17 protein-coding genes are annotated in these 23,818 nt (G+C 48.2%); 11 read left to right on the top strand and 6 right to left on the bottom strand.

The genetic code is table 11. The features are described from left to right. Window positions 1-123: 123 nt before the first annotated feature. The 5 genes from H1A11_RS05535 to H1A11_RS05555 all read left to right on the top strand — a co-directional run bounded on the left by H1A11_RS05535 (window position 124) and on the right by H1A11_RS05555 (window position 4,608). Window positions 124-519, top strand: coding sequence for a hypothetical protein (locus H1A11_RS05535; protein WP_117599489.1), 396 nt, complete (start codon window positions 124-126; stop codon window positions 517-519). A 2-nt stretch (window positions 520-521) separates the two neighbouring features. After that, window positions 522-1,811: a DUF3440 domain-containing protein gene (locus tag H1A11_RS05540; protein WP_087332529.1), complete on the top strand. Its 1,290-nt coding sequence runs from the start codon at window positions 522-524 to the stop codon at window positions 1,809-1,811. Next, window positions 1,808-2,341 (top strand): ParB/RepB/Spo0J family partition protein, encoded by a 534-nt coding sequence (locus tag H1A11_RS05545; RefSeq protein WP_117599490.1) that lies wholly within the window; start codon window positions 1,808-1,810, stop codon window positions 2,339-2,341. Before H1A11_RS05540 ends, H1A11_RS05545 begins: the two co-directional genes overlap by 4 nt. Before the next feature lie 165 nt (window positions 2,342-2,506). Continuing rightward, entirely contained in the window at window positions 2,507-3,442 is a 936-nt protein-coding gene (locus tag H1A11_RS05550) for a UDP-glucuronic acid decarboxylase family protein (protein WP_117964401.1), read from the top strand. A gap of 41 nt (window positions 3,443-3,483) precedes the next feature. Then, on the top strand, window positions 3,484-4,608 hold the full coding sequence (locus H1A11_RS05555) for a response regulator (protein WP_117599492.1): 1,125 nt from the start codon (window positions 3,484-3,486) through the stop codon (window positions 4,606-4,608). A gap of 102 nt (window positions 4,609-4,710) precedes the next feature. Here H1A11_RS05555 and H1A11_RS05560 read toward each other — a convergent pair whose 3' ends face one another. The 4 genes from H1A11_RS05560 to uvrB form a co-directional block, all read right to left on the bottom strand. Then, entirely contained in the window at window positions 4,711-7,605 is a 2,895-nt protein-coding gene (locus tag H1A11_RS05560) for a PD-(D/E)XK nuclease family protein (protein ID WP_138346063.1), read from the bottom strand. Window positions 7,606-7,649: 44 nt separating this feature from the next. Further along, window positions 7,650-10,991 (bottom strand): exodeoxyribonuclease V subunit beta, encoded by a 3,342-nt coding sequence (locus H1A11_RS05565; RefSeq protein WP_181757856.1) that lies wholly within the window; start codon window positions 10,989-10,991, stop codon window positions 7,650-7,652. Between the two features lie 133 nt (window positions 10,992-11,124). Continuing rightward, window positions 11,125-12,180 (bottom strand): linear amide C-N hydrolase, encoded by a 1,056-nt coding sequence (locus H1A11_RS05570; protein WP_117599726.1) that lies wholly within the window; start codon window positions 12,178-12,180, stop codon window positions 11,125-11,127. 86 nt (window positions 12,181-12,266) lie between these two features. Beyond that, complete coding sequence (gene uvrB, locus H1A11_RS05575) at window positions 12,267-14,327, bottom strand: excinuclease ABC subunit UvrB (protein ID WP_117964397.1); 2,061 nt, start codon at window positions 14,325-14,327, stop codon at window positions 12,267-12,269. A gap of 116 nt (window positions 14,328-14,443) precedes the next feature. Between uvrB and H1A11_RS05580 the strand changes: the two genes are divergently transcribed. The 5 genes from H1A11_RS05580 (at window position 14,444) to H1A11_RS05600 (ending at window position 18,048) form a co-directional block, all read left to right on the top strand. Then, a complete protein-coding gene (locus H1A11_RS05580) occupies window positions 14,444-15,742 on the top strand; it encodes a phenylacetate--CoA ligase family protein (protein ID WP_174646025.1) in 1,299 nt (432 codons plus the stop codon). A gap of 44 nt (window positions 15,743-15,786) precedes the next feature. Then, a complete protein-coding gene (locus H1A11_RS05585; protein ID WP_057098070.1) occupies window positions 15,787-16,212 on the top strand; it encodes an amino acid-binding protein in 426 nt (141 codons plus the stop codon). Between the two features lie 196 nt (window positions 16,213-16,408). Then, window positions 16,409-17,227, top strand: a complete 819-nt coding sequence (locus tag H1A11_RS05590) for an outer membrane protein assembly factor BamD (RefSeq protein ID WP_009038614.1) — start codon at window positions 16,409-16,411, stop codon at window positions 17,225-17,227. Between the two features lie 24 nt (window positions 17,228-17,251). Further along, window positions 17,252-17,587: a DNA-directed RNA polymerase subunit omega gene (locus H1A11_RS05595; protein WP_005825356.1), complete on the top strand. Its 336-nt coding sequence runs from the start codon at window positions 17,252-17,254 to the stop codon at window positions 17,585-17,587. Then, window positions 17,587-18,048 carry a DUF4293 domain-containing protein gene (locus tag H1A11_RS05600; protein ID WP_005825355.1) on the top strand — a complete coding sequence of 154 codons (462 nt, stop codon included), beginning with the start codon at window positions 17,587-17,589 and terminating at the stop codon, window positions 18,046-18,048. The genes H1A11_RS05595 and H1A11_RS05600 overlap by 1 nt, the downstream gene beginning before the upstream one ends. A 169-nt stretch (window positions 18,049-18,217) precedes the next feature. On the opposite strand, the gene H1A11_RS05605 is transcribed toward H1A11_RS05600, so the two are convergent. Then, the gene (locus H1A11_RS05605; protein ID WP_008663316.1) at window positions 18,218-18,919 is read right to left on the bottom strand and encodes a porin family protein; all 702 of its coding nucleotides are present in this window, start codon (window positions 18,917-18,919) and stop codon (window positions 18,218-18,220) included. A gap of 73 nt (window positions 18,920-18,992) precedes the next feature. Beyond that, window positions 18,993-20,783 (bottom strand): LysM peptidoglycan-binding domain-containing protein, encoded by a 1,791-nt coding sequence (locus tag H1A11_RS05610; protein ID WP_117599497.1) that lies wholly within the window; start codon window positions 20,781-20,783, stop codon window positions 18,993-18,995. Window positions 20,784-20,972: 189 nt separating this feature from the next. Between H1A11_RS05610 and uvrA the strand changes: the two genes are divergently transcribed. Then, window positions 20,973-23,804, top strand: coding sequence for an excinuclease ABC subunit UvrA (gene uvrA / locus H1A11_RS05615; protein ID WP_117599498.1), 2,832 nt, complete (start codon window positions 20,973-20,975; stop codon window positions 23,802-23,804). Window positions 23,805-23,818 lie beyond the last annotated feature (14 nt).

Consider the following 23,818-nt stretch of genomic DNA (forward strand, 5'->3'; position numbering starts at 1 on the left):
ATATTTATTTATTGATATTTTATATTGTAGGGCTATATTCTTAAATCTATTTAAAAGGAGGATATTCCGTCGTAAATAAGCTTTATCTTTAACACGTAATTACAAATAATATAAAATGTAGGTATGATACAGATAGTGCAATTACATGGTACGGATAAGAAGCTGTATGAGCTTGTAGCCCCTTTGGTTATGAGTCCGGAAGTACTGAAACAGAACTACAATTATCCTTTCAGGACAGCGGAAGAGTACGAGTGGTTTGTTGCTTTGGATAATAAACATGTTGTAGGTTTTGTGCCAGTGGAGCACAAGAAGTATGAATGTGTCATCAACAACTATTATATTAAGGAAAGGAATGTTGACACTCTGAAATTGCTTCTGGAAAAGGTACTTGAGAAGCAGGGCAAGGAGAGTAGCCTGACGGCTGTTAGCTTTGTCGAAGATAGGGATGTCTTCAGCGAGCTGGGCTTTTTGGAAGACAAGGTATGGACCCGTTATGTGAAAATGAAGAAAAACAAATAATTATGGCTGCACCCAAAAATGTGTATGAACTGGCGCAAGAACGTCTTGATGTGATTTTTAGGGAGTTTGACACGATATGCGTCTCTTTTTCGGGAGGGAAAGATAGTGGAGTGTTGCTGAATTTATGCATAGACTATATCCGCCGGAACCGGTTGAACCGTAAACTGTGTGTATTCCATATGGACTATGAAATACAGTACAGCATGACCATTGATTATGTGGACCGGGTATTGGAGGCGAATAAGGATATATTGGAGGTGTACCGTGTTTGCGTGCCTTTCCGTGTAACGACTTGTACGTCGATGTACCAGAGCTACTGGCGTCCGTGGCAGGAGGATTTGGAGGACATTTGGGTGAGGAAAATGCCGAAAGGCTGCCTCACTAAAGAGACGTTTCCTTTCTACACTCCCGAAATGTGGGATTATGAGTTCCAGATGCACTTTGCCAAATGGCTGCATGAGAAGAAGGACGGAGTGCGTGCCTGCTTTCTCATAGGCATCCGTACGCAAGAGAGTTTTAACCGCTGGCGCAGCATTCATCTGAACCGGAAGTATCAGATGTACCACAATTACCGCTGGACCTCGAAGATAGGCAATGACATTTTCAATGCTTATCCCATTTATGATTGGAAGACGACGGATATCTGGACAGCCAATGGTAAATTCGGCTTTGACTATAACCATTTGTATGACCTATATTATAAAGCCGGGGTCAATATCGAACGCCAGCGTGTGGCAAGCCCTTTTCTCTGTGAGGCACAAGAGAGCTTGAAGCTGTATCGCGTCATCGACCCGAATACTTGGGGAAGAATGATAGGACGGGTCAACGGGGTGAATTTTACCGGTATTTATGGAGGGACGCGTGCTATGGGGTGGCAAACGGTCCGACTGCCCGAAGGGTATACGTGGAAGGGCTTTATGCAGTTCCTGCTTTCCACCTTGCCGGAAGAGACCCGGAGGAACTACTTGAAAAAGCTTACCGTTAGCATTGAATTTTGGCGTACAAAGGGGGGGTGTCTGGCTGACGAGACCATCCAGAAGCTGAGGGATGCAGGAGTGTCCATCGAAGTGATAAATACCACGAATTACAAGACGAACAAGAAACCGGTGCGCATGGACTATCTGGATGATATTGACATCGCGGAATTCCGGGAAATCCCCACTTATAAGCGGATGTGCATATGCATCCTGAAGAACGACCATGCCTGCAAGTACATGGGGTTTGCCTTGAACAAGGAAGAGGCATACAAAAGAGACAAGATAATGGAACAATTCAAAAATATGATGTTATGAGCGTAGATAAAAGTCCGGTATATAATGTAAAGGCAATTCCAATAGAGAAGATACAAGCAAACGATTACAATCCGAATGTAGTGGCACCGCCCGAAATGAAGCTTTTGGAGCTTTCCATTTGGGAAGATGGTTTCACCATGCCTTGTGTCTGTTACTATGATGAGGAAGCGGATAATTACATCCTGGTGGACGGCTACCACCGTTATCAGGTGTTGAAGACATCCAAGAGGATTTATCAGCGCGAAAACGGGTTGCTTCCCGTGGTAGTGATTGACAAGGAACTTTCCAACCGTATGGCATCCACTATCCGTCACAATCGTGCCCGTGGCACGCACAACATCGAGTTGATGTGCCATATTGTTGCGGAATTGGACAGAGCCGGCATGTCGGATGAATGGATAATGAAGAATATCGGAATGGATCGCGACGAAGTATTGCGTTTAAAGCAAATTTCGGGTTTGGCAGACTTATTTGCGAACAAGGACTTCAGCATTCCGGATAAGAAAGAAGAGTATATGTTGGATAAATAAATGAATGTTTCAGGGGTGGATTTTTTAATCTGCCTCTTTATATTCATTAATAAGTGAAATATTTCGTTGCAAACTTGCATAATTTAGTCAAATCGCCTACATTTGTCAGCATCAAAACAAACAGAATAGGTCTTATGTGCTTTAAGGCACTATAAAAAACATTACATGAAGAAAATTTTGGTTAGTGGTGGTGCTGGTTTTATAGGTTCTCACCTTTGTACCCGATTGATAAACGATGGGCATCAGGTGATTTGTCTGGATAATCTTTTCACCGGTTCGGAAGGAAATATCACTCATCTGAAGAGCAATCCCCGCTTTGAGTTTGTACTGCATGATGTGGAAACCCCTTATGATGCAGATGTGGACGAAATCTATAATCTTGCTTGTCCCGCTTCTCCCATCCACTACCAATATGACGCCATTAAAACTATCAAGACTTCTGTATTGGGCGCCATCAATATGCTGGAACTGGCCAAAAAGACGAATGCCAAGATATTGCAGGCCTCTACCAGCGAAGTGTACGGTGACCCCGTTATTCATCCCCAAGTGGAAAGTTATTGGGGAAATGTAAATCCAATCGGCCTCCGTTCTTGTTATGATGAAGGGAAGCGTTGTGCCGAGACATTGTTTATGGACTATCACCGCCAGAATGGAGTGCGGATCAAGATTATCCGTATATTCAATACGTACGGTCCTCGGATGCTGCCGAATGACGGACGGGTGGTTTCCAATTTCGTGGTTCAGGCATTGCAGAACCAGGATATTACGATATACGGTTCGGGCAATCAGACACGGAGTTTCCAGTATGTAGATGACTGTATAGAAGGTATGGTACGGATGATGAATACGGAGGACGATTTTATCGGTCCGGTAAACTTGGGAAATCCGAATGAATTCTCCATATTGGAACTGGCGGAAAAGGTCATCAGGTTGACGAATTCCAAATCGAAACTGATTTTCAAACCATTGCCTCATGATGATCCCAAACAGCGTCAGCCGGACATCACTCTGGCAAAGGAAAAGTTGGGCTGGGAACCGACTATAGAGTTGGAAGAGGGTTTACAGTATATAATAGAGTATTTTAAGGAATATCGTTCCTAACTAAATAGTGATTTTGATAACGGGAAAAACAATATAGAAAGATGAACATGGAAATAAATCCTTCCGAATACAAGATCCTCATCGTTGACGATGTGATGTCAAATGTTTTATTGTTGAAAGTGCTTTTGACAAACGAGAAATTCGCAATTGCTACTGCGAGTAACGGGCGGCAGGCATTGGAGCAGGTGGAAAAGGAAAATCCTGACTTGGTTTTGCTTGATGTAATGATGCCGGACATGAGTGGTTTTGAAGTAGCCCAACATTTAAAGTCAAATCCGCAGACTGCTGAAATTCCGATCATCTTTCTGACCGCACTGAATAGTACGGCAGATATTGTGAAAGGCTTTCAGGTAGGAGCGAATGACTTCATCTCTAAACCTTTCAATAAGGAGGAACTGATTATCCGTGTTACCCACCAAATATCTTTGGTAGCTGCCAAGCGGCTGATTTTGAGTAAGACGGAAGAACTGCAACGTACCATTGCCGGGCGTGACAAGCTCTATTCGGTGATTGCCCATGACCTGCGTTCTCCGATGGGATCCATCAAGATGGTGCTGAATATGCTGATATTGAACTTGCCATTTGAGAAAATAGGTGCTGAAATGTACGAGCTTCTGACGATGGCTAATCAGACAACGGAGGATGTGTTCTCATTGCTGGATAACTTGCTGAAATGGACAAAGAGTCAAATCGGTAAGTTGAATGTGGTTTATCAGGATGTGGATCTCGTCGAAGTGACAGACGGTGTCATTGAGATTTTTAGTATGGTGGCAAGTCTGAAAAAGATAAGAATCCGCGAGATGAAACCGGAGAGAATGATGGTTAACGCTGATATTGACATGCTGAAGACGGTAGTCCGCAACTTGTTGAGCAATGCCATCAAGTTCAGCAAGGAGAATTCCGAAATATTGGTGAAGATGGAGGAAGTGAATGGTATGGCAGTTGTTAGTGTTCAAGATCATGGCTGTGGCATCAGCGAGGAAGGGCAGAAGAAATTGTTGCATGCTGATACGCATTTCAGCACGTTCGGTACGAACAACGAAGAAGGCTCGGGACTGGGCTTGTTGCTGTGCAAGGATTTTGTCGTGAAGAATGGCGGTAAACTGTGGTTTACTTCCAAGGAGGGCGAAGGCTCCATATTCAGCTTCTCTATTCCGGTGAAGTAATGATAACGAAGAAAATAGAACGGATGGTCCGTTGAAGTAAAACAGACCATCCGTCAGACTCAAATAGACCGTCTGTTTCTTATGAACGGATGGTCTGTTTTTTTATCTCTTACACAGACTGCGGAAATCGCAATATTCACATTTCCGGGTATCCTCTGTTTGGCTGAATGTTTCTTCTTGGCTGAATATCTCCTGCAGGAGTCCGTGCAGCCGTTTGCGGAACTCGTCTTCGAAGAAAGCGAAGTTGTTGACCGGTACCTTGGGTTGTCGTGGCGCTCCCATTTCGATGATCGGGGAGTAGCTTTCGGAAGCTGCCCGGTGGATGTAGAGCAGGGAAGGGGCTACCTTCAGCGATTGCTTGCGGCAGAGGATGGCGGCGTACAAAAACGTCTGGAAAATATAGTTGGGACGGTTGTCGGCGGGAGTAAACAGTTGTTCTATATTTTCTGGAGTCTTGGGAGTACCGCCTGTCTTGTAGTCCACAATACGTAGCGTGTCTCCTTTGCTGTCCAGGCGGTCGATGGTACCGCCTATCTGTAAGGCAAGCTTTCCTTGCGGAGTATCTATTTCCATCGTTTCTCTGACGTCCTGTTCCATGCCCTCCATACGGAACGGGGCATATTGCAGGTCATTGCGCAGGAGCTGGCGCAGGTAAGAGGCGATGACTTTGGAATGGATGAGCTGCGTACCGTTATACTCCGGTTGCTCCGTAAGGGGCACATGGAAGAACTTTTCTTTGAAAGCATTGTCCACATAGGCTTGCAGGCGAACATCGTCTTTCAGTAATTGTTCCAGGTCATCTTTACGTATCTCCCGTCCGTTGGCTATCAGTTCGTTGTACACCAGTTCGGCAGAACGGTGGAAGATGGTGCCGAAGAGGGCGGAGTCTATCTCGGCGCTTACTTCATCGGGAGCTTTCAGGCCAGCTACGTATCGGTAGTAGAATTTCAGCCGGCAGTCCAGATAGGCATTGAGGGCAGAGGGGGAGAAGAACGCTTGGGGACGTCGGTGGATGTCGTAGGCATCGAACATCTGTTGCAACATCTCCGGTGTCTTGTGAATCTCAATTTCCCGGGCTTGCTGGGGGGATTGTCCGGCTTCAAGGTACTCAAGGGAGATGTTGTGTGGCGATTCTACCAGGAATTGCAGCATGAAGCGGGACATTTCCCCGCGGTTCAGTCCGTCCGAAGAGGTGTTATATAATAAGGTGACGTTTTCTGCCCGCTGGATGAGGCGGTAGAAGTAGTAGGCATAGACGGCATTTTTGTGCTCTATGGTGGTCATGCCGAAGGCTTTCCTTAGGTTGTAGGGGATGAAGGAGGACTCGCCTCCGGCTTTGGGCAATTGCCCTTCGTTGAGGGAGAGCATGATGAGATTGCGGAAGTCGAGGTTACGCGTTTCCAGCACACCCATTACTTGCATGCCGATGGCGGGCTCTCCGTGGAAGGGGATGTTGGCAGAGGTAAGCAGCCGGTTCAGCAGTCGCTTCAGCGTGTCTGTGCGCAGGCTACTCAGTTCCCCGGTCTCTATCAGATTGAGCAGGCGATTGACGAGAGTGTAACTTTTGAACAGAGACTCACGGTACAGCTGGTTGAAGATGTCTTCCACGTCTTTTTCCTGGCGGTAGAGGACGGCTACTTCGCGAAGCAGTTCGGTGAGGTAGCTGCATAGGGCGGCGATGCCGTTCTGTGGTGTAAAGACTTGTTCAAGGAATGCGTCCTGCTTCAGCTCCGAGGGAAGAGGATAGAAGCGATTGTCCTGCGTAAGCCGTCTTTCCAGTACTTCGGCATGGGAGGAAAGCTGCCGGGTATAAGGATGTTTCAGCAGGGTGAGTACGGTCTCGTAAGTATATCGTCCGGTACCTGTGTGGTAGCCGGTAGTCTGTAGTTCTACAAGGGCGTTGATGAAGCTGTATACCGGAGTTTGGGCAAGGGGGAATCCCATTGTGATGTTGACGTTCTTTACCTCTGCCGGAATGGAGTGGAGGACGGGAAGCAGTAGGGATTCGTTGCAGAGGACGACGGCAGTATCCTTTAATGAAGATTCTTCATTTCTCTGTTTTTCGTTCTCCCTAATCCATTGAGGCAAGTAACGGGCTTGTGCATTTTCCGTAGAAGCGGAGATAAAGCGTACATTCTTGGGTTTCCGCAGTACATCAAAGGATTTTTCGGGGAGCTGGTTGGGGAACAGCTTTAGGTTGCGGAGGATGAATTCGCCTGCTTCGTGGGTATAGGGTGGTTTTTGTTCGCGTGGGAGGCGGGTGTAGAATACGTCATAGTCCCAATAGAACATCGCTTTTCCGGCATTCTGCAAGAGCTGAAAGAAACGGGTTTCTACTCTATTCAGCACGTTGAAGCCGACAAATACATAGCGGTCGTAGCGTAGTCGGTCGGTGTTGAGTTGCTCCATGACATTGCGGTACATCATGCCTTCGTAGGCGATGCCAAGTTCCGTGAGGTTTCGGCGGTAGTGGCGGTAGATGTCGCCCAACTTATCCCAGAGGGAGATGAATTTTGCTTTCAGCTCCGTGCGCTTTTCTATGGAGAAATTTTGGAAGAATTGGCGGATGGCTTCTTCCTGCTCTTGGTCAAGGAAGTCGTAGCCGTCCATGATGTTCTTCAGTTCCTGCAGATTGCTGAAGAGCTTGTCGGCATCTACGAGGTTTTTGTCCACGTCGTCGAAGTCGCTGATGAGCAGTTCTCCCCAGAAGTAGAAGTCATCCAGAGTCTCTTCACTGTGGGTCTCTTCGCGGAACACCTTATACAGTTCGCATACCAGGCGGATGGGGTCACCGGACTTTAGTGGCGAGAGTTGCCGGAATAGTTCGCTGATGCTGACGTAGGCGGGCGACCACAAGGGGCGGTCCGTTTCGGCTGCCAGGTATTCGTTGAAGAACAGACTGGCACGTTTGTTGGGGAAAACGATGGCGGTGCGCGAGAGGTCGTTTCCTATTTTGGCGTAAAGGTCGTGGGCGACCAGTTGGAGAAATGTTTTCATAATTCAGTTGATAATTGATAGTTGATAGTGGATGGAGAGTGAGTTTATACCGGTTCTATGTTGTTCTCCTCTACATACCACAAGTAGCCCCGTATATTTTCTGCGGCATACCCCATGCGGACCAGCAGTTGCATGTATCTCTGTACTTGCTTGTTGTACTTCTTATTCGGCTTTCCGAACTTGAAGTCTACCACTACGATTTCTTCACCACGCATCATCACACGGTCCGGGCGGCGTGTCCGCAGTTCGCCGTTTTCCTGCCAGATGATGTCGCATTCATTGAACAGCCGCCACGTCCCCGAATACCAGTCCTTGACTTGGGGCAGGGAGAAGGCGCGTTCGGTGAGGTCGCGTATTTCTTCTTCCGTCTCACTTCGTCCAATTACTCCTTCAAAGACGAGCTGGCTGATGGCATTGTCAATATCTTCTTCGGTTTCGATAGCAGAGAATAAGGTATGCAGCAAACGTCCCCGGTTGATGAAACGCTGGCTGGATTCTGCTTCGTCCACTCCTGCTATGAAGTCTGCCGAACGGTTGGATTGCCGGAACTCGATGTCGTGGAGCATACTCTCCATGTGGACGGGCAGTTTGACCGGCTTTTGCGAAAGTCTGTTGACCGGTTGCTGTTCATAAACCTCAGGTTTACGTTCGCAGTATAGAGGTTTCTGTTCGTAGCATAGAGGTTTGGCTTCGTCATCAGTAGGGTTGTCTGCGTCGTGCTGTGAGACGGGGATGGAGGAGGGACAAATCTTGCCGTTCTCGTATATGGCAGCTTCTTCGTCCCAACTGCCTGCTCCGTCTTTGGCTATGCGGGGCAAGGTGTTGGCAAGGAGTTCGGACATGGTTCCCTTCTGTTCCTTCCGGCTCCAGAGGATGAGGTTCTTGCCGGCACGGGTAAAGGCCACGTACAGCAGATTCAGATTGTCCACCCATAGCTGAAGCCGTTCGTGCAGATAGTCCTGCCGGTATATGGATTCCGCCATGGTGGTGGAATAGTTCACCGGCACTAAGCTGATGGCATTATAGGGCTCTTCCGGTGGGATGCACCACACCAGCTGGTTGTTGGTTTCGTTCTCCAGCTTCCAGTCGCAGAAGGGAATCAGTACGGAATGGAATTCCAGTCCTTTGGACTTGTGGATGGAGAGGATACGTATACCGTCCATCTCACCGCTGGGGATGGTCTTGCTGCAAAGGGTTTCGTCCCAGTAGCGGATGAAGCTGTCCAGCTCGGAAGAATTGCTTTGCAGATACTCCGTCACAGCATCGAAAAAGGAGAAGAGGTAGGCATCCTGCTTTTCAATGCAGCTCATGGTGAAGATGCTGAACAGTTCTTCCAGTAACTCATACAAAGGCATCAGGCGCAGCGTTTCCCGTCGGGAGGTAAAGGCTTCGGGAAGGGGAGTGGCTGTTGTGAATTCCGGTTGCTCGTCATTTGTCATTTGTAATTTGTAATTCTCCATCAGTGCAGCCTCCGCAATCTTGTTCTCCGGATTCGACAGGCAGCGCAGGGCATCCATCAGCATGCAGATGGCAAGGGAGGCATCCAGACGGAAAGCTTCGTCGGACACGACAGAGAGATGCAGCTCTTTGTCGAAATAGTCGGCTATCGGTGGGATATTCTTGTTCTTGCGGACAAGGATAGTGATGTCATTCAGTGTTACGCCCTCTTCCAGCAGCCGCTGTACTTCTTCTCCTAAGGCGAGAAGGGTCTGCTCTGTATAGTTGTGTTCATCGTCCGGTTCAAGGAAGGCAGCTTTTACGTAGCCGTACTCCGTGTTCTTGGGCGATTCCTGCACTACGTCGGCATAAGCGCGTTTCAGGGGTAGGCAATCCTCTTTCAGTTCGTTCAGGTGTAGCGCATTGAGGTAGTCTATGGCAGCGGTAAATACTTGGTTGTTGAAACGGATAATGTTGGTTTCGCTACGTCGGTTTGTTTTTAGGGTTTCCACACGGACGGGGAAGTTGTTTAATGGAGAACTTGATTCTCTATTCTCCATTTTCAATTCTTCATTGCCTAAACTATTCAGTATTCCCCAGTCCCCGTTCCGCCAGCGGTAGATGGACTGCTTCACATCTCCCACAATCAGACTGTCGGCTCCTTGCGAAAGTCCTTCGAGCAGCAGCAGGCGGAAGTTGTCCCATTGCATGCGGCTGGTGTCCTGGAACTCGTCAATCATGACGTTGCGTATGTTGGCGCCGATTTTCTCGAAGACGAACGAAGAGTCACCCTCGCGCACCAGTTTGTGCAGTAGGGCGTTGGTATCCGAGAGCAGAAAGCGGTTGTGCTCCCGGTTTAGCGTGCGTACCTCTTCGTCGATATGATTGAGAAGTTGCAGTTTGTTGAGGTGCTGGAGCGAGAGGCGGCAACTGTTTAGGGTACGGTTGCGTTGCGGACGCATTCTTTCGGCTTCCTGCAGTAGAGGCATCAGACTGGTTTCTGCCAGACGGATGATGTCGTCCTTTCGTGAGGATGTTTTCGTTGCCCAGTTTTTTGCATCTGTCAGGCTGTTTTGCAGGGTGGCGTTCAGCACATCCTTGTCAGAAAGTCTGCCATCGCGCAGCTTGCGGAAGTAACTGCCGATACCTCGGGCACCTCCTTTCAAGTCTTCGGGAGTAAGGGCATGCCCTTCCAGTTCGCCCTCAAACTGGTCGTAGAAGCTTTTCATCTGTTCCAGAGCCTCGGTTTCCATATCGCGCAGCACATCCCGGTAGAGTTTCAGCGTATTCGGAGTACGCAGGCATTGCCGTAGTTTTTCACCGCGTTCTATGTAGCTTTCATCGAAGATATTTCGTCCGAAACTTTTCACCTCGTTCGATACGTTCCAGCGTTTGTCGTCGCGGATATGCTCGTCGATGTAGTCCAGTAGCCACGCCAGCACGGGAGAAGTGGGGGTAAGTTTTTCGATGAGGCTGTCTACGGCATCACTCAGCACTTCACTGTTGTTCAGCTCTATGCTTAGGTTAGGACTCAGTTCCAGTTCGCGGGCAAGGTTGCGCATCACGGATTGGAAGAAGGAGTCGATGGTTTCCACTCGGAAACGGCTGTAGTCGTGCAGCATGTATTGCAGTGCCATGCCGGCCCGTTGGCGGATGTCTTCGTCCGTCAACAGCCGATTGTTTCCGTTTCCCGCCTTTTCATCTTTTATCCTTAACCCTTCATCCTTAATCCTTTCCAAATACGCTTTCGATGCGGGTTCTCCCTTCCAGATGCCGTAAAGCTGTGTCAGTATGCGCTCCTTCATCTCTGCCGTGGCCTTGTTAGTGAAGGTTACGGCAAGTATCTGCCGGTAAGCGCGTGGATTGATTATCAAATGCTTGATGTATTCCACAGCCAGCGTAAAGGTCTTGCCGGAGCCGGCGGAGGCTTTGTATACTAATAATTCCATGTAAGTTGCTGCATTGAGTATATATCTGCAAACGTACATAAAAATAATGAAAAAATGAATGCTTCCCTGCTTTCTCTTAATAGAAATAAGTGGGGAAGCATCCGTTATCAAGAGGCTATACGTATGGTCTATACTACATTACCGGTGTCTGGAATAGGAATACAAATCCCTTGCTGTCTTTCAAATCTTTTACGGCATCTCCTGCATAGATTTCTCCGTTCGTCAGCGAAAGCTTCTTGATGCTTGCATTCGGACTGAAATCAATTTTATTCAGGTCGAGCCAGAACAAGTTGGGAGTCATGGTAGATTCAAAATAATATACTTTGTTTTTCTGGTCGGATACAGAACGCCAACGGGTGGAGGAGATATGAGGCTTGTCCGGTGTGGTGATACCGAACGGTACAGAAACATTGCGCATTACGCTCAATACACTGGGTACGGCAATCTTTGCATCTGCTGTTTGCGGAATGGCATTGATGTAGAATGATGCGCGTACAAAGCGGTCGCTGGAGCGGTTGGTTCCCGGTAACATATTCAGTCCGCCTACCTCTTTCCAATAGTCGTTGATACCCAGCTGGAGTTCATATTTGGGAGAGTTGGTCATTACTTGATATTGCTTTCCTTCATGTATCTCAAGGTTTCCGTCTATGTATTCCAAGACAGCCGTGTTTCCGGTTTCATCTGTGATGGCCAGATGCAGGGTGGAAGCGGCACCGTTGGGCAGGTCCGGTGCATCAATGCGGAAGGATTCTTTTTTCAGTTCATCTACAGCTTCGCGTACGGTTGCAAAATTGTCGAGTACGTATTGCGTCCAGATACTGATGCCCATAATCGGGCGGTTGTCTCCCGGTCGATGGTAAACGGACTCTGGAAGGAAGAGCAGGCTGGCAACCAGACCTTTCTCGTTCATACCGTCGCAGGTTCCTATGTCATAACCGGTGGCAATGACACTGCCGTACCTGGAAGTCCAGTTCACCGTATTTCCTTTGTTGTAACCTGCCCTCTGCATGCCTCGTGGGAATACATAGATGTTACTCATAAGGTCTTCTTTCCAGTCCATCGTACGTCCCGTAATGACTGTATTGTCAGGACCGATGTAGGTGGCGCGGGTACACGCTTCTGTTTGTTGTACACTCATGGCGGCTATGGCAGCCAGTGCAACAGCTATTGTCTTTATTGGTTTATTCATCTCGCTTTTGTTTTTATGATTAATACTCTGTTTCATAGAGTAACAAAAGGAGAGGAGTATAGTTTGAGGAAAAGAGGTGAAATTCCTTACTCGTCTTTTTCTTTCAGCAATTCTTCCATTTTCAGTACTTCGTCACGGTACTGGGCGGCTTCGATAAAGTCGAGCTTCTTGGCGGCTTCCTGCATAAGCTTCTTGGTACGTTCGATACTCTTTTCCAGTTGCTTGCGGCTCATGTACTGCACTATCGGGTCGGCAGCCAGCGTAGATGTACTTTCTTGTTCCACATAGGGACGGGGGGCACTGGAAGTGAACTTCTCGCCGCTGAGGACGGCTTCGCCGGCAGCCTCGTTGGTGGCAAACACATTGAGGTTCTTCGCTTTCTTGATTTGCTGGGGCGTGATGCCGTGCTCTTCGTTGTACTTCAACTGTTTCTCGCGACGGCGGTTGGTTTCGTCGATGGTCAGTTGCATGCTGTCCGTTATCTTGTCGGCATACATGATGACCATGCCGTTCACGTTACGGGCGGCACGCCCGGCAGTCTGTGTCAGTGAGCGATGGGAACGGAGGAAACCTTCCTTGTCTGCATCGAGGATGGCAACGAGAGAGACTTCGGGCAGGTCGAGGCCTTCACGCAGCAGATTGACGCCGACAAGTACATCGTAAACGCCTTCGCGCAAGTCACCCATAATCTTTACACGCTCCAAAGTATCTACGTCGCTGTGGATGTAATTACACTTCACGTTGTTGTTCAGCAGATATTCCGTCAGTTCTTCCGCCATTCGTTTGGTGAGGGTGGTGACGAGGGTACGCTCGTTCTTCTCGATGCGCAGCTGTATCTCTTCCATTAGGTCATCTATCTGGTTGTGGCTGGGACGTACCTGGATGATAGGATCCAAGAGTCCGGTCGGGCGGATGACCTGCTCTACTACGATGCCTTCGGATTTCATCAGCTCGTAATCTGCCGGTGTGGCGCTGACATAAATCACTTGCTTGGCCATCTCCTCGAATTCATCGAACTTCAGCGGGCGGTTATCCATGGCAGCCGGCAAGCGGAACCCGTACTCCACCAGGTTTATCTTGCGGGCACGGTCACCTCCATACATGGCACGTATCTGCGGAACGCTGACATGGCTTTCGTCAATGACTATCAGGAAATCTTCGGGGAAGAAGTCCAGCAGGCAGTAGGGGCGGGTACCGGCAGCACGTCCGTCAAAGTAGCGCGAATAATTCTCAATGCCGGAGCAATGCCCCAATTCGCGTATCATTTCCATATCGTAGGTCACCCGTTCCTGCAAGCGTTTGGCTTCGAATGGGCGGCCTTCGTTTTCAAACCATTGTACCTGCTTGTGAAGGTCGTCCTCTATTTCGTGGATGGCACGTAATGTGGCTTCTTTGGTGGTCATGAAGAGGTTGGCGGGATAAATCTTATAAGCGTCGAACTTGGCAACAGTTACGCCGCTCAGAGGGTCTACCTCTTCAATGCTATCCACCTCGTCTCCCCAAAAGGTGACGCGCAGCAGGTTGTCGGCGTAAGCCAGATAAATGTCCACCGTATCGCCTTTCACGCGGAAGTTGCCACGGTTCAGGTCAATGTCGTTGCGTACATAAAGACTGTCCACCAAGCGTCGCAGGAAGACATTGCGACTGAAATTCTTGCCTTGCTGCACTTCGATGACGTTGTTATAGAAGTCTGCCGGGTTCCCCATGCCGTAGATGCACGAAACGGAGGATACCACCACTACGTCTTTTCTGCCCGAAAGCAGGGCCGAGGTGGCGGCAAGGCGCAACTTGTCTATCTCGTCGTTGATGGCAAGGTCTTTTTCTATATAAGTGTCCGAAGAGGGCAGATAGGCTTCGGGCTGGTAATAGTCGTAGTAGGACACATAGTATTCCACAGCATTGTTCGGGAAGAATCCTTTGAACTCGCTGTACAACTGGGCGGCCAGCGTCTTGTTGTGGCTCAATATCAGCGTTGGTTTGTTGATGTTGGCAATGACGTTGGCTATGGTGAATGTCTTTCCGGACCCGGTGACACCAAGTAATGTCTGTGCGGGAAGCCCCTCGCGCACGCCTTCGGTCAGCTGTGCGATGGCCTCCGGTTGGTCACCGGTGGGCTGGTAAGCGGATGTCAGTTCGAATTTGTTCATTTTCTCTTCTTAGAAGCGGCAATATTCGGTAAAATCTTTGAGATAAACAAAATTTTTTTGTTTACTTTGCAGCTATATTGATAATAACCATTAATAATTGTAATACAACGAAAAACATGATTTGGAATGAAAGCATCGAATGCATGGACCGCGAAAGCCTTCGTAAAATCCAGAGCATTCGTCTCAAAAAGACTGTGGAACGTGTGTATCATGACACTCCTTTTTACCGTAAGAAAATGCAGGAACTGGGAATTACTCCCGATGACATAAACAGTATAGATGATATTGTAAAACTGCCTTTTACCACCAAGTATGACTTGCGGGACAATTATCCCTTTGGCCTCTGTGCCGTACCTATGAGCCAGATTGTGCGTATTCATGCCTCTTCCGGCACTACTGGAAAGCCCACTGTAGTAGGCTATACCCGGAAAGACCTTTCAGTATGGTCCGAATGCCTTTCACGGGCCTTTACCGCCTATGGTGCCGGTAGTTCGGATATTTTCCAGGTGTCCTACGGTTACGGACTTTTCACCGGCGGACTGGGTGCGCATGCCGGTGCCGAGAATATCGGAGCTTCTGTCATCCCGATGTCCAGCGGTAATACAGAGAAGCAGATTACACTGATGCATGATTTCGGTTCTACCGTGCTTTGCTGCACACCCTCATACGCCCTCTATCTGGCAGATGCCATCAAGGACTCCGGCCTTCCCCGAGAAGATTTCAAGTTGAAAATAGGAGCCTTTGGCGCCGAGCCATGGACCGAAAATATGCGTCGGGATATTGAAACAAAGCTGGGAATCAAGGCTTTTGATATTTATGGACTTAGCGAGATTGCCGGTCCCGGTGTAGGTTACGAGTGCGAGTGCCAGCACGGCACTCACCTCAACGAAGACCATTATTTCCCCGAGATTGTAGATCCGAAGACCCTCGAGCCGGTTGCTCCCGGCCAGACCGGCGAATTGGTGTTCACTCACCTTACCAAAGAGGGTATGCCGCTGTTGCGCTATCGTACCAAGGACCTCACGGCCTTGCACTACGATAAGTGCTCCTGTGGACGCACACTGGTCCGTATGGACCGCATTTTGGGACGTAGCGATGACATGCTGATTATCCGTGGTGTCAATGTATTCCCCACCCAGATCGAGTCTGTCATTCTCGAAATGCCGGAGTTCGAACCTCACTACCTCTTACTGGTAGATCGCAAGAACAATACCGATACCATGGAGTTGCAGGTTGAAGTTCGTCCCGAATACTATTCCGACGAAATCAACAAGATGCTGGCTTTGAAGAAGAAGCTCGTAGCCCGCCTGCAGAGCGTACTCGGTCTCGGTGTAGATGTCCGTCTGGTAGAACCACGCAGTATTGAGCGCAGCGTAGGCAAAGCCAAGCGCGTCATCGACAACCGCAAATTGTAATTGCCAAATTGTAAATTGTAAATTGTCAAATAGTAAATGAACCTATGGTAGCAAAACAACTTTCCATTTTTCTGGAGAACAAGTCCGGCCGCCTCACAGAGGTGACTGAAGTTCTTGCAAAAGAAGGTGTCAACCTTTCTGCTCTATGTATTGCAGAGAATGCCGATTTCGGTATCCTTCGTGGTATTGTTTCTGAACCGGATAAAGCATATAAAGCTTTGAAAGATAATCACTTCGCTGTGAATGTAACGGATGTGGTAGGCATCAGTTGTCCCAATATTCCCGGCTCATTGGCGAAAGTGCTCCGCTTCCTCTCCGATGAAGGTGTCTTCATCGAGTACATGTATTCCTTTGCCAACGGTGAAACGGCCAATGTCATCATCCGTCCTAACGACATGGATAACTGCATCCGTGTATTGACAGAAAAAAAGGTTGATTTGCTGGCGGCAAGCGATTTGTATAAGCTGTAAAATGTAAAAATAGTGATTAGCGATTAGTGGTTGGTGGTTGCGCTATTACTCCGCATGGCACTAACCGCTAATCCCTAATTCCTAACCATTAATCCTTATTTCCTGCCCGTTCGTCTGGTTTTTGAAAAATTAAGGCTCGTATCGTTGCTTTATTCGATGCGAACCCCTATCTTTGCGCATTATTTGAACAAAAGTAATGAAGAAGAACATCCTAATAACTCTGCTTGCAGCATTGCTGCTCTCCTCGTGTGGAGAATACAACAAATTGCTGAAAAGCACAGATTACGAATACAAGTACGAAGCGGCAAAAAATTACTTCGCAAAAGGTCAGTATAACCGTGCTGCCACTTTGCTCAACGAATTGATTGCTATTCTCAAAGGTACTGATAAGGCAGAGGAATCCCTCTATATGCTGGGCATGAGTTACTATAACCAGAAGGATTATCAGACTGCTGCGCAGACTTTCATTCAATACTACAACGTTTATCCCCGCGGTACATTCACAGAACTGGCACGTTTCCACGCCGGTAAAGCTTTGTATCTGGATACTCCGGAGCCGCGTTTGGACCAATCCGGCACGTATAGCGCCATCCAGCAGTTGCAGATGTTTATGGAATACTTCCCGCAAAGTTCCAAGAAAGAGGAGGCGCAGAACATGATATTTGCCTTGCAGGACAAGCTGGTGATGAAGGAGTATCTGTCTGCAAAACTTTATTATAATATGGGTAATTATCTGGGTAACAACTATCAGGCTTGCGTTATCACTGCGCAGAATGCTTTGAAGGATTATCCCTATACCAACCTGCGTGAAGATTTATCCATTCTTATCTTGCGTGCCAAGTATGAGTTGGCTGTATACAGTGTGGAAGACAAAAGGGCAGAACGTTACCGCGAAGCTGTGGATGAATGTTATGCCTTTAAAAATGAGTTCCCCGAAAGTAAGTATATGAAGGAAGTCGACCGAATCTTTAAGGAAGCACAGAAAATGCTGGGAGAAGGAAGTGAAGAGCAATAATATAATAATACAATAGATAAATTTATGGATTACAGAAAGACAAATGCTCCTACTACTACGGTGACCCGTGATATGATGGAGTTGTGTGAGGATACCGGTAATGTATACGAAAGCGTAGCGATTATCGGAAAACGTGCCAACCAGATTAGTGTGGAAATCAAGAATGACCTTTCCAAAAAGCTTGCTGAGTTTGCCTCTTACAATGATAATTTGGAAGAAGTGTTCGAAAACCGGGAACAGATTGAGATTTCCCGCTATTACGAAAAACTGCCGAAGCCGACATTGATTGCAACACAAGAGTATGTGGAGGGTAAGATTTACTATCGTAACCCGGCTAAGGAAAAAGAAAAATTACAGTAATGATACAACGTATTCAATCTGTTTATTTGTTGTTGGTAACTATCCTGTTGGTTGTGGCAATTTGCATGCCTGTAGGACAGTTCATCGGAGCGGACGGAGTGACGGCGCATGTTTTCAAACCTCTGGGAGTGGCTTTGGCCGACGGAGGATTTCAGTCTACTTGGGGCTTGTTCGGGATATTGTTGCTCAGTGCACTTGTTGCCTTCTGTACGATATTCCTTTTCCGTAACCGTATGTTGCAAATACGCATGACGATTTTCAGCAGCATTCTGCTGATAGGCTACTACATAGCCTTCTGTGTATTTATGTTTATTTTGAAGGGTGATTTGGATGCAATGACTTTCCAGTTAGGATGGGCGCTTTGCCTTCCGGTGGTAGCCATCATCCTTAACTATCTGGCCTTCCGTGCCATCTACAAAGATGAGGTGATGGTGAAGGCGGCAGACCGTTTAAGAAGATAAGAAGGTTTATCTACTTGATAATAACAAAAGGCAGACCACGTATTTCATTCGGAATACGTGGTCTGCCTTTTGTATCGTTTCCGCTTGAGGTTACAGCCGTTCCATTATACTGTTCCCATTAGAGGAAATTGTCGTTCCTATATGTGGAAACGGGTGTCTCCTATAAGCATTACTTCTTCAAGTCGAAGAGATAAGTTATCTTGGCCGTAATGACTCCGTGTGCGGAGCGTGAGAAAAAGTCTTTCTTGGTGCTGCCATAGAAATCGGATAAAGCATAGTAGTATCTTCCTTCTACGATGAAATTGCCTGCCTTGGTGCGCAGCTCTATGCCTGCTCCGCCTGCAATGCCGTAGTCGAATTTGTTGTCTATGGCCTTGCCGTGCTGTTCCACGGTGATGTTGGTGTAGGATTCTGCTACAGTGCCGTCCCAGTCGCCGTCTATTTTTTCGCTGTCGCCAAGCAGGAAACCTATCTGCGGACCGGCATGGATGAAGAATTGCAAACCGCGGTCCTTGCCGAATGCCAGATGTGCCAGGAACGGTATTTCCACATAGTTCATGGTGCGGGTGTAGCTCAGTGTGGGATAGTCCTCGTAATACTCGTCCCAACCGTGTTGTGAGAAGTTCAGCTCGATTTGTGCACCGCAAATCATACTGAAGTATTTTTCGGAAATGTATCGGGCTGTTACACCGCCGTTGATACCCATCAGATTCTTCTGCTTGACAGAGGGAGAGAAGCTTACGCTATTCAGATTGATGCCTCCATTGACGCCCACAGCGAAGTTGTGGCGTTGCTCGCCCACCTGCGCATGCAGGGGCAATATACATGCACACACCAGCAGGGCGAATATGATGATTGTTCTCAGGTTCATGTTATAAGTTATAAGTTACAAGCTACAAGTTAATAGTTATATAGTGGATTATCAGATTATTAATCCTTAATCCCTAATCAAAGTCCAACTTCACCAGCTCAAAGTTCTTGGTGAAGTGCACGAAGAACACCTTCTTGTTGATGAAGCCTCCCCAGTTGTTTACCCGTTGGAACTTGAAGCCGGTCTGGATGGGAATCAAATCCAGTCCCTGCATGTTCTTCTCGAAAGAAGAGCCATAGCGCGCAAGTCCTTTCAGGAAGAAATAACCGGTATCGAAGCCCAGCATTCCGAATTTGGGATAGCGCTCGTCCATCTCCTTGCCATACCATCTGCGGTAGTTTTTGGTAAAGTTGATGGCGGCAGGCAGCAGGTTGTTGGTATAGAAAGAGGAATAGAAATAGGTGTCCAGTTCAAAGAAGGCTTCCAAGTGGTCTTTGGTGTAGGTCTGCCATTCCGGATAGCCGAACAGATGGATACGGCTTTCGGGTTGTTCGCGCACCAATAAGGTCAATTGGGGAAGTATCTTAATCAATGTCAGGTTACTGCCGGATGTGGGGATAAAGATATTCTCACGGTCCGTGCGTAATACTGTTTTCAGGGATTCTACGGTGACATCCTCTTTCAGGCTCTTCATCGGGATGGAACGGTTGCGCAGTTCATCTTTCAGTCCCTTGATGAATTCTGCCTTGTCCTTGGTGCCCTGGCTGGCTTCAATGAAGATGACGTTGGCATTGGGGAACTGGCGCACAAAGTGGTCGTACACCTCGGAGTACAGATAGGATTGGGGGGTATTTATCTGATAGACCGCCGGATTCTGGAATACCGTGTTGTCTTTCGATGTGAATGGTATCACCAGGCGTGTGTCTTGTTTCTTGGCAAACTCGGCCAGAGGTTTGATGTGCTGTTGGTACAGAGGCCCGAAGATGATGTCCATGTCTTTCATCTCGCTTTTGCCCAGGATGGAGTTCAGCGAGGCACTTTCGGGACCAGAATTGTAAGTGTACAAGTCAATGGAAGTGCCAGTACGTTTCAAGCTGTCTACGGCCATCAGCAGGCCTTCGTAGTATTCCACCATACGGGAAGACTCGCTCTTTGATACCCCGTCCAGGAAGGGAAGGATGACGGCAGCCTTGATGGTGCTGAAGCGTTCTGTCTTTTTCCGGTTTTCACGGAACAGCTCGCTGTCGGTAGGTATTGCCTGCGACTGGATATTTTGCTCCGTCTGTGCTTTGGGATAGGGAATGCAGAGGAAGGTTCCCTTCTTTATTTTGTTTTCGCCTTTTAATTCCGGGTTGGCGGCTATCAGTTCGGCTTCGCTGATGCCGTATTCACGGCTGATGCTGAATACGGTTTCTTTCCGCTTCACTTTATGCATGTCACGGCATCGTGACTCTACGGGGCCGAGAATATTGTTGTTGGCAACCACAGTGCTGCTTTGTGTCTCAACCGGGACCATGGTTTGGGGCTCGGTTGTGGAAGGGATACGGATTACTTGTCCGATACGGAAATTCTCGGCGCTCAGTCCCGGGTTGGCGTCACAGATGGCTTTGGCAGATACATTGTATTTCACGGTCAGTCGGTAAAGGGTCTCACCGGTTTCGATGGTATGGTATGTTTCTTTTTGTATGTTGGCAGCGCTGCGTGGAATACGCAATGTGCGTCCGATGAATATTTTCTCGTCACTGCCGGGGTTCAGTTTGATGATGTCCGACTGGCTGACGCCGTACATGCTGGCGATGGAGTAGAGACTTTGTCCTTTTTCGATAGTATGCAGAAAATAAGATTGATTCTCTTGTGCTATTGCACCGATACTGCATGCACTGGCAAGCAGCAGGGAGCAGATAATGCGGTTAATCGTTTTCATTCAGTAATCGTTGGTTTATGTTTACAATTTCCCAAAGTAGCTGCAAAGGTACGAATATTGTGGCATTCAAACCAAAGGATTGCGTTAAGAAATAATATTGTGCATTTCAAAACTGAAAAATAGCGCTTTTCGGCTGATATTCGGGGGGAAACAGTTATTTTTGCAGTTAAAACGATAGGATAAATCAACATGCAAGAAGAAACAGAATATATCAATGTATATGGTGCGCGCGTGCACAACCTCAAGAATATCGATGCCGAGATTCCCCGTAACAGCCTGACTGTGATTACAGGCCTGAGCGGAAGCGGCAAGTCCTCTTTGGCATTCGATACTATTTTTGCCGAAGGGCAGCGCCGCTATATCGAGACCTTTTCAGCCTATGCCCGTAACTTCCTGGGAAATTTGGAACGTCCGGACGTGGATAAGATAACGGGACTGAGTCCGGTTATCTCCATCGAGCAGAAAACCACGAATAAGAATCCACGTTCCACGGTGGGTACAACGACAGAGGTTTATGATTACCTTCGTTTGTTGTATGCCCGTGCGGGAGAGGCTTATTCTTATCTCTCCGGCGAGAAGATGGTGAAGTATACCGAGGAACAGATACTTGATCTTATCCTGAAGGATTACAAAGGAAAACGCATTTATATCCTTGCTCCGCTGGTGCGCAGCCGTAAGGGGCATTACAAGGAGCTCTTCGAGCAGGTGCGTAAGAAAGGCTATCTCTACGTACGTGTGGATGGTGAGGTGTGCGAAGCCTTGCCAGGCATGAAGCTGGACCGCTATAAGAACCATGATGTGGAGGTGGTGATAGACAAGCTGGTGGTGACGGACAAGGATGACACACGCCTGAAGAACAGCGTGGCCACTGCCATGCGTCAAGGTGACGGATTGCTGATGATACTCGATGCGCAGACGGATAGCGTGCGTCATTACAGCAAACGGCTGATGTGTCCCGTGACGGGGTTGTCCTATCGGGAACCGGCGCCGCACAACTTTTCCTTCAATTCGCCGCAAGGTGCATGCCCTAAGTGTAAGGGATTGGGGGTGGTCAGCCAGATTGATATTGACAAGGTGATTCCCGACCGTGAGCTCTCCATTGCCGGAGGTGCCATCGCACCGTTGGGGAAAGCCAAGAACAGCATGATCTTCTGGCAGATTACTGCCTTGCTGGAGAAATATGAAGCAACGCTGAAAACACCGGTCAAAGACTTACCGGAGGATGCCATCGACGAGATTCTCTACGGCTCGGACGAGCGTATCAAGATAAAGAGTTCACTGATAGGCACCTCTTCCGATTATTTTGTGACGTTTGAGGGGGTTGTAAAGTATATCCAGATGTTGCAGGAGAAGGATGCTTCTGCCACGGCACAGAAGTGGGCGGACCAGTTTGCCAAGACTGCCGTTTGTCCGGAGTGTCATGGCGCCAAGTTGAATAAGGAAGCGCTTTCATTCCGCATTCACGACAAGAACATCTACGAATTGTCTACGATGGACATCAATGAACTGTATGACTGGCTGGTAAACGTAGACCCGTATCTTAGTAGCAAACAACAGCAGATTGCCGGTGAAATCCTGAAGGAAATCCGTACACGGCTCAAATTTCTGCTTGATGTAGGTCTGGATTATCTTTCGCTGAACCGTAGTTCCGTCAGCCTTTCCGGTGGTGAAAGCCAGCGTATCCGCCTGGCTACGCAGATAGGTTCACAGCTGGTGAATGTGCTGTATATATTGGATGAGCCGAGTATCGGCCTGCACCAACGCGACAACCAGCGCTTGATACACTCTTTGAAGGAACTGCGTGACATTGGCAACTCCGTCATTGTGGTGGAGCATGACAAGGATATGATGCTTGCCGCCGATTATGTCATTGATATGGGGCCGAAAGCTGGTAGGCTGGGAGGGGATGTTGTCTTTGCCGGTACTCCCCGTGAAATGCTCCGGACGCATACGCTGACTTCCCAATACTTGAATGGTGAGCGTGCCATTGAGGTGCCTGCCAAGCGTCGCGAGGGCAATGGACACAGTCTGTGGCTGCGTGGCGCCAAGGGTAATAATCTGAAGAATGTGGATGTGGAGTTCCCGCTGGGCAAGCTGATTTGCGTTACCGGTGTTTCCGGCAGTGGCAAGTCCACGCTTATCAACGAGACGTTGCAGCCTATTCTTTCGCAGAAGTTCTATCGTTCACTGCAGGATCCTTTGGACTATGACAGTATTGAAGGGCTGGAATATATAGACAAGGTGGTGAATGTGGACCAGTCTCCTTTGGGACGAACGCCGCGTTCCAATCCTGCCACTTATACCGGTGTGTTTTCCGATATCCGCAATCTGTTTGTCGGCTTGCCCGAAGCGAAGATACGTGGATATAAGGCGGGACGCTTTTCCTTCAACGTCAGTGGCGGACGCTGCGAAGCTTGCCAAGGCAATGGGTACAAGTGCATTGAGATGAATTTCCTGCCGGATGTGTATGTGCCTTGCGAGGTATGTCACGGCAAGCGTTACAACCGAGAGACGCTGGAAGTGCGTTTTAAGGGAAAATCCATTGCCGATGTGCTGGATATGACCATCAACCGTGCGGTGGAGTTTTTCGAGAATGTGCCTCAGATATTGAACAAAATTAAGGTTATCCAGGAAGTGGGATTGGGTTATATCAAGTTGGGCCAGTCTTCCACCACGCTCTCCGGAGGTGAGAGCCAGCGCGTGAAGTTGGCTACGGAACTTTCCAAACGTGATACGGGCAAGACTCTGTATATCCTTGACGAACCTACTACCGGACTTCATTTCGAAGATATCCGCGTTTTGATGAACGTGTTGAACAAACTTGTAGACAAAGGGAATACCGTCATCGTCATAGAGCATAATCTCGATGTCATCAAGATGGCGGACTATATCATCGATATGGGGCCAGAAGGCGGTAAGGGAGGGGGAGAACTCCTTTCCTGCGGAACCCCGGAAGAGGTTGCTAAAAGCAAGAAAGGCTATACGCCTAAGTTCCTGCGTGAAGAATTGAATATCAAGTGATAATTATCTCATCA

This window comes from Bacteroides sp. CACC 737, assembly GCF_013874375.1.
Lineage (GTDB): Bacteria > Bacteroidota > Bacteroidia > Bacteroidales > Bacteroidaceae > Bacteroides > Bacteroides uniformis.

Excerpts from the sequence above, each read along its gene's own strand:
- H1A11_RS05535 (WP_117599489.1), top strand. The coding sequence starts at position 124 with ATGATACAGATAGTGCAATTACATGGTACGGATAAGAAGCTGTATGAG.
- H1A11_RS05540 (WP_087332529.1), top strand. The coding sequence starts at position 522 with ATGGCTGCACCCAAAAATGTGTATGAACTGGCGCAAGAACGTCTTGAT.
- H1A11_RS05545 (WP_117599490.1), top strand. The coding sequence starts at position 1,808 with ATGAGCGTAGATAAAAGTCCGGTATATAATGTAAAGGCAATTCCAATA.
- H1A11_RS05550 (WP_117964401.1), top strand. The coding sequence starts at position 2,507 with ATGAAGAAAATTTTGGTTAGTGGTGGTGCTGGTTTTATAGGTTCTCAC.
- H1A11_RS05555 (WP_117599492.1), top strand. The coding sequence starts at position 3,484 with ATGAACATGGAAATAAATCCTTCCGAATACAAGATCCTCATCGTTGAC.
- H1A11_RS05560 (WP_138346063.1), bottom strand. The coding sequence starts at position 7,605 with ATGAAAACATTTCTCCAACTGGTCGCCCACGACCTTTACGCCAAAATA.
- H1A11_RS05565 (WP_181757856.1), bottom strand. The coding sequence starts at position 10,991 with ATGGAATTATTAGTATACAAAGCCTCCGCCGGCTCCGGCAAGACCTTT.
- H1A11_RS05570 (WP_117599726.1), bottom strand. The coding sequence starts at position 12,180 with ATGAATAAACCAATAAAGACAATAGCTGTTGCACTGGCTGCCATAGCC.
- uvrB (WP_117964397.1), bottom strand. The coding sequence starts at position 14,327 with ATGAACAAATTCGAACTGACATCCGCTTACCAGCCCACCGGTGACCAA.
- H1A11_RS05580 (WP_174646025.1), top strand. The coding sequence starts at position 14,444 with ATGATTTGGAATGAAAGCATCGAATGCATGGACCGCGAAAGCCTTCGT.
- H1A11_RS05585 (WP_057098070.1), top strand. The coding sequence starts at position 15,787 with ATGGTAGCAAAACAACTTTCCATTTTTCTGGAGAACAAGTCCGGCCGC.
- H1A11_RS05590 (WP_009038614.1), top strand. The coding sequence starts at position 16,409 with ATGAAGAAGAACATCCTAATAACTCTGCTTGCAGCATTGCTGCTCTCC.
- H1A11_RS05595 (WP_005825356.1), top strand. The coding sequence starts at position 17,252 with ATGGATTACAGAAAGACAAATGCTCCTACTACTACGGTGACCCGTGAT.
- H1A11_RS05600 (WP_005825355.1), top strand. The coding sequence starts at position 17,587 with ATGATACAACGTATTCAATCTGTTTATTTGTTGTTGGTAACTATCCTG.
- H1A11_RS05605 (WP_008663316.1), bottom strand. The coding sequence starts at position 18,919 with ATGAACCTGAGAACAATCATCATATTCGCCCTGCTGGTGTGTGCATGT.
- H1A11_RS05610 (WP_117599497.1), bottom strand. The coding sequence starts at position 20,783 with ATGAAAACGATTAACCGCATTATCTGCTCCCTGCTGCTTGCCAGTGCA.
- uvrA (WP_117599498.1), top strand. The coding sequence starts at position 20,973 with ATGCAAGAAGAAACAGAATATATCAATGTATATGGTGCGCGCGTGCAC.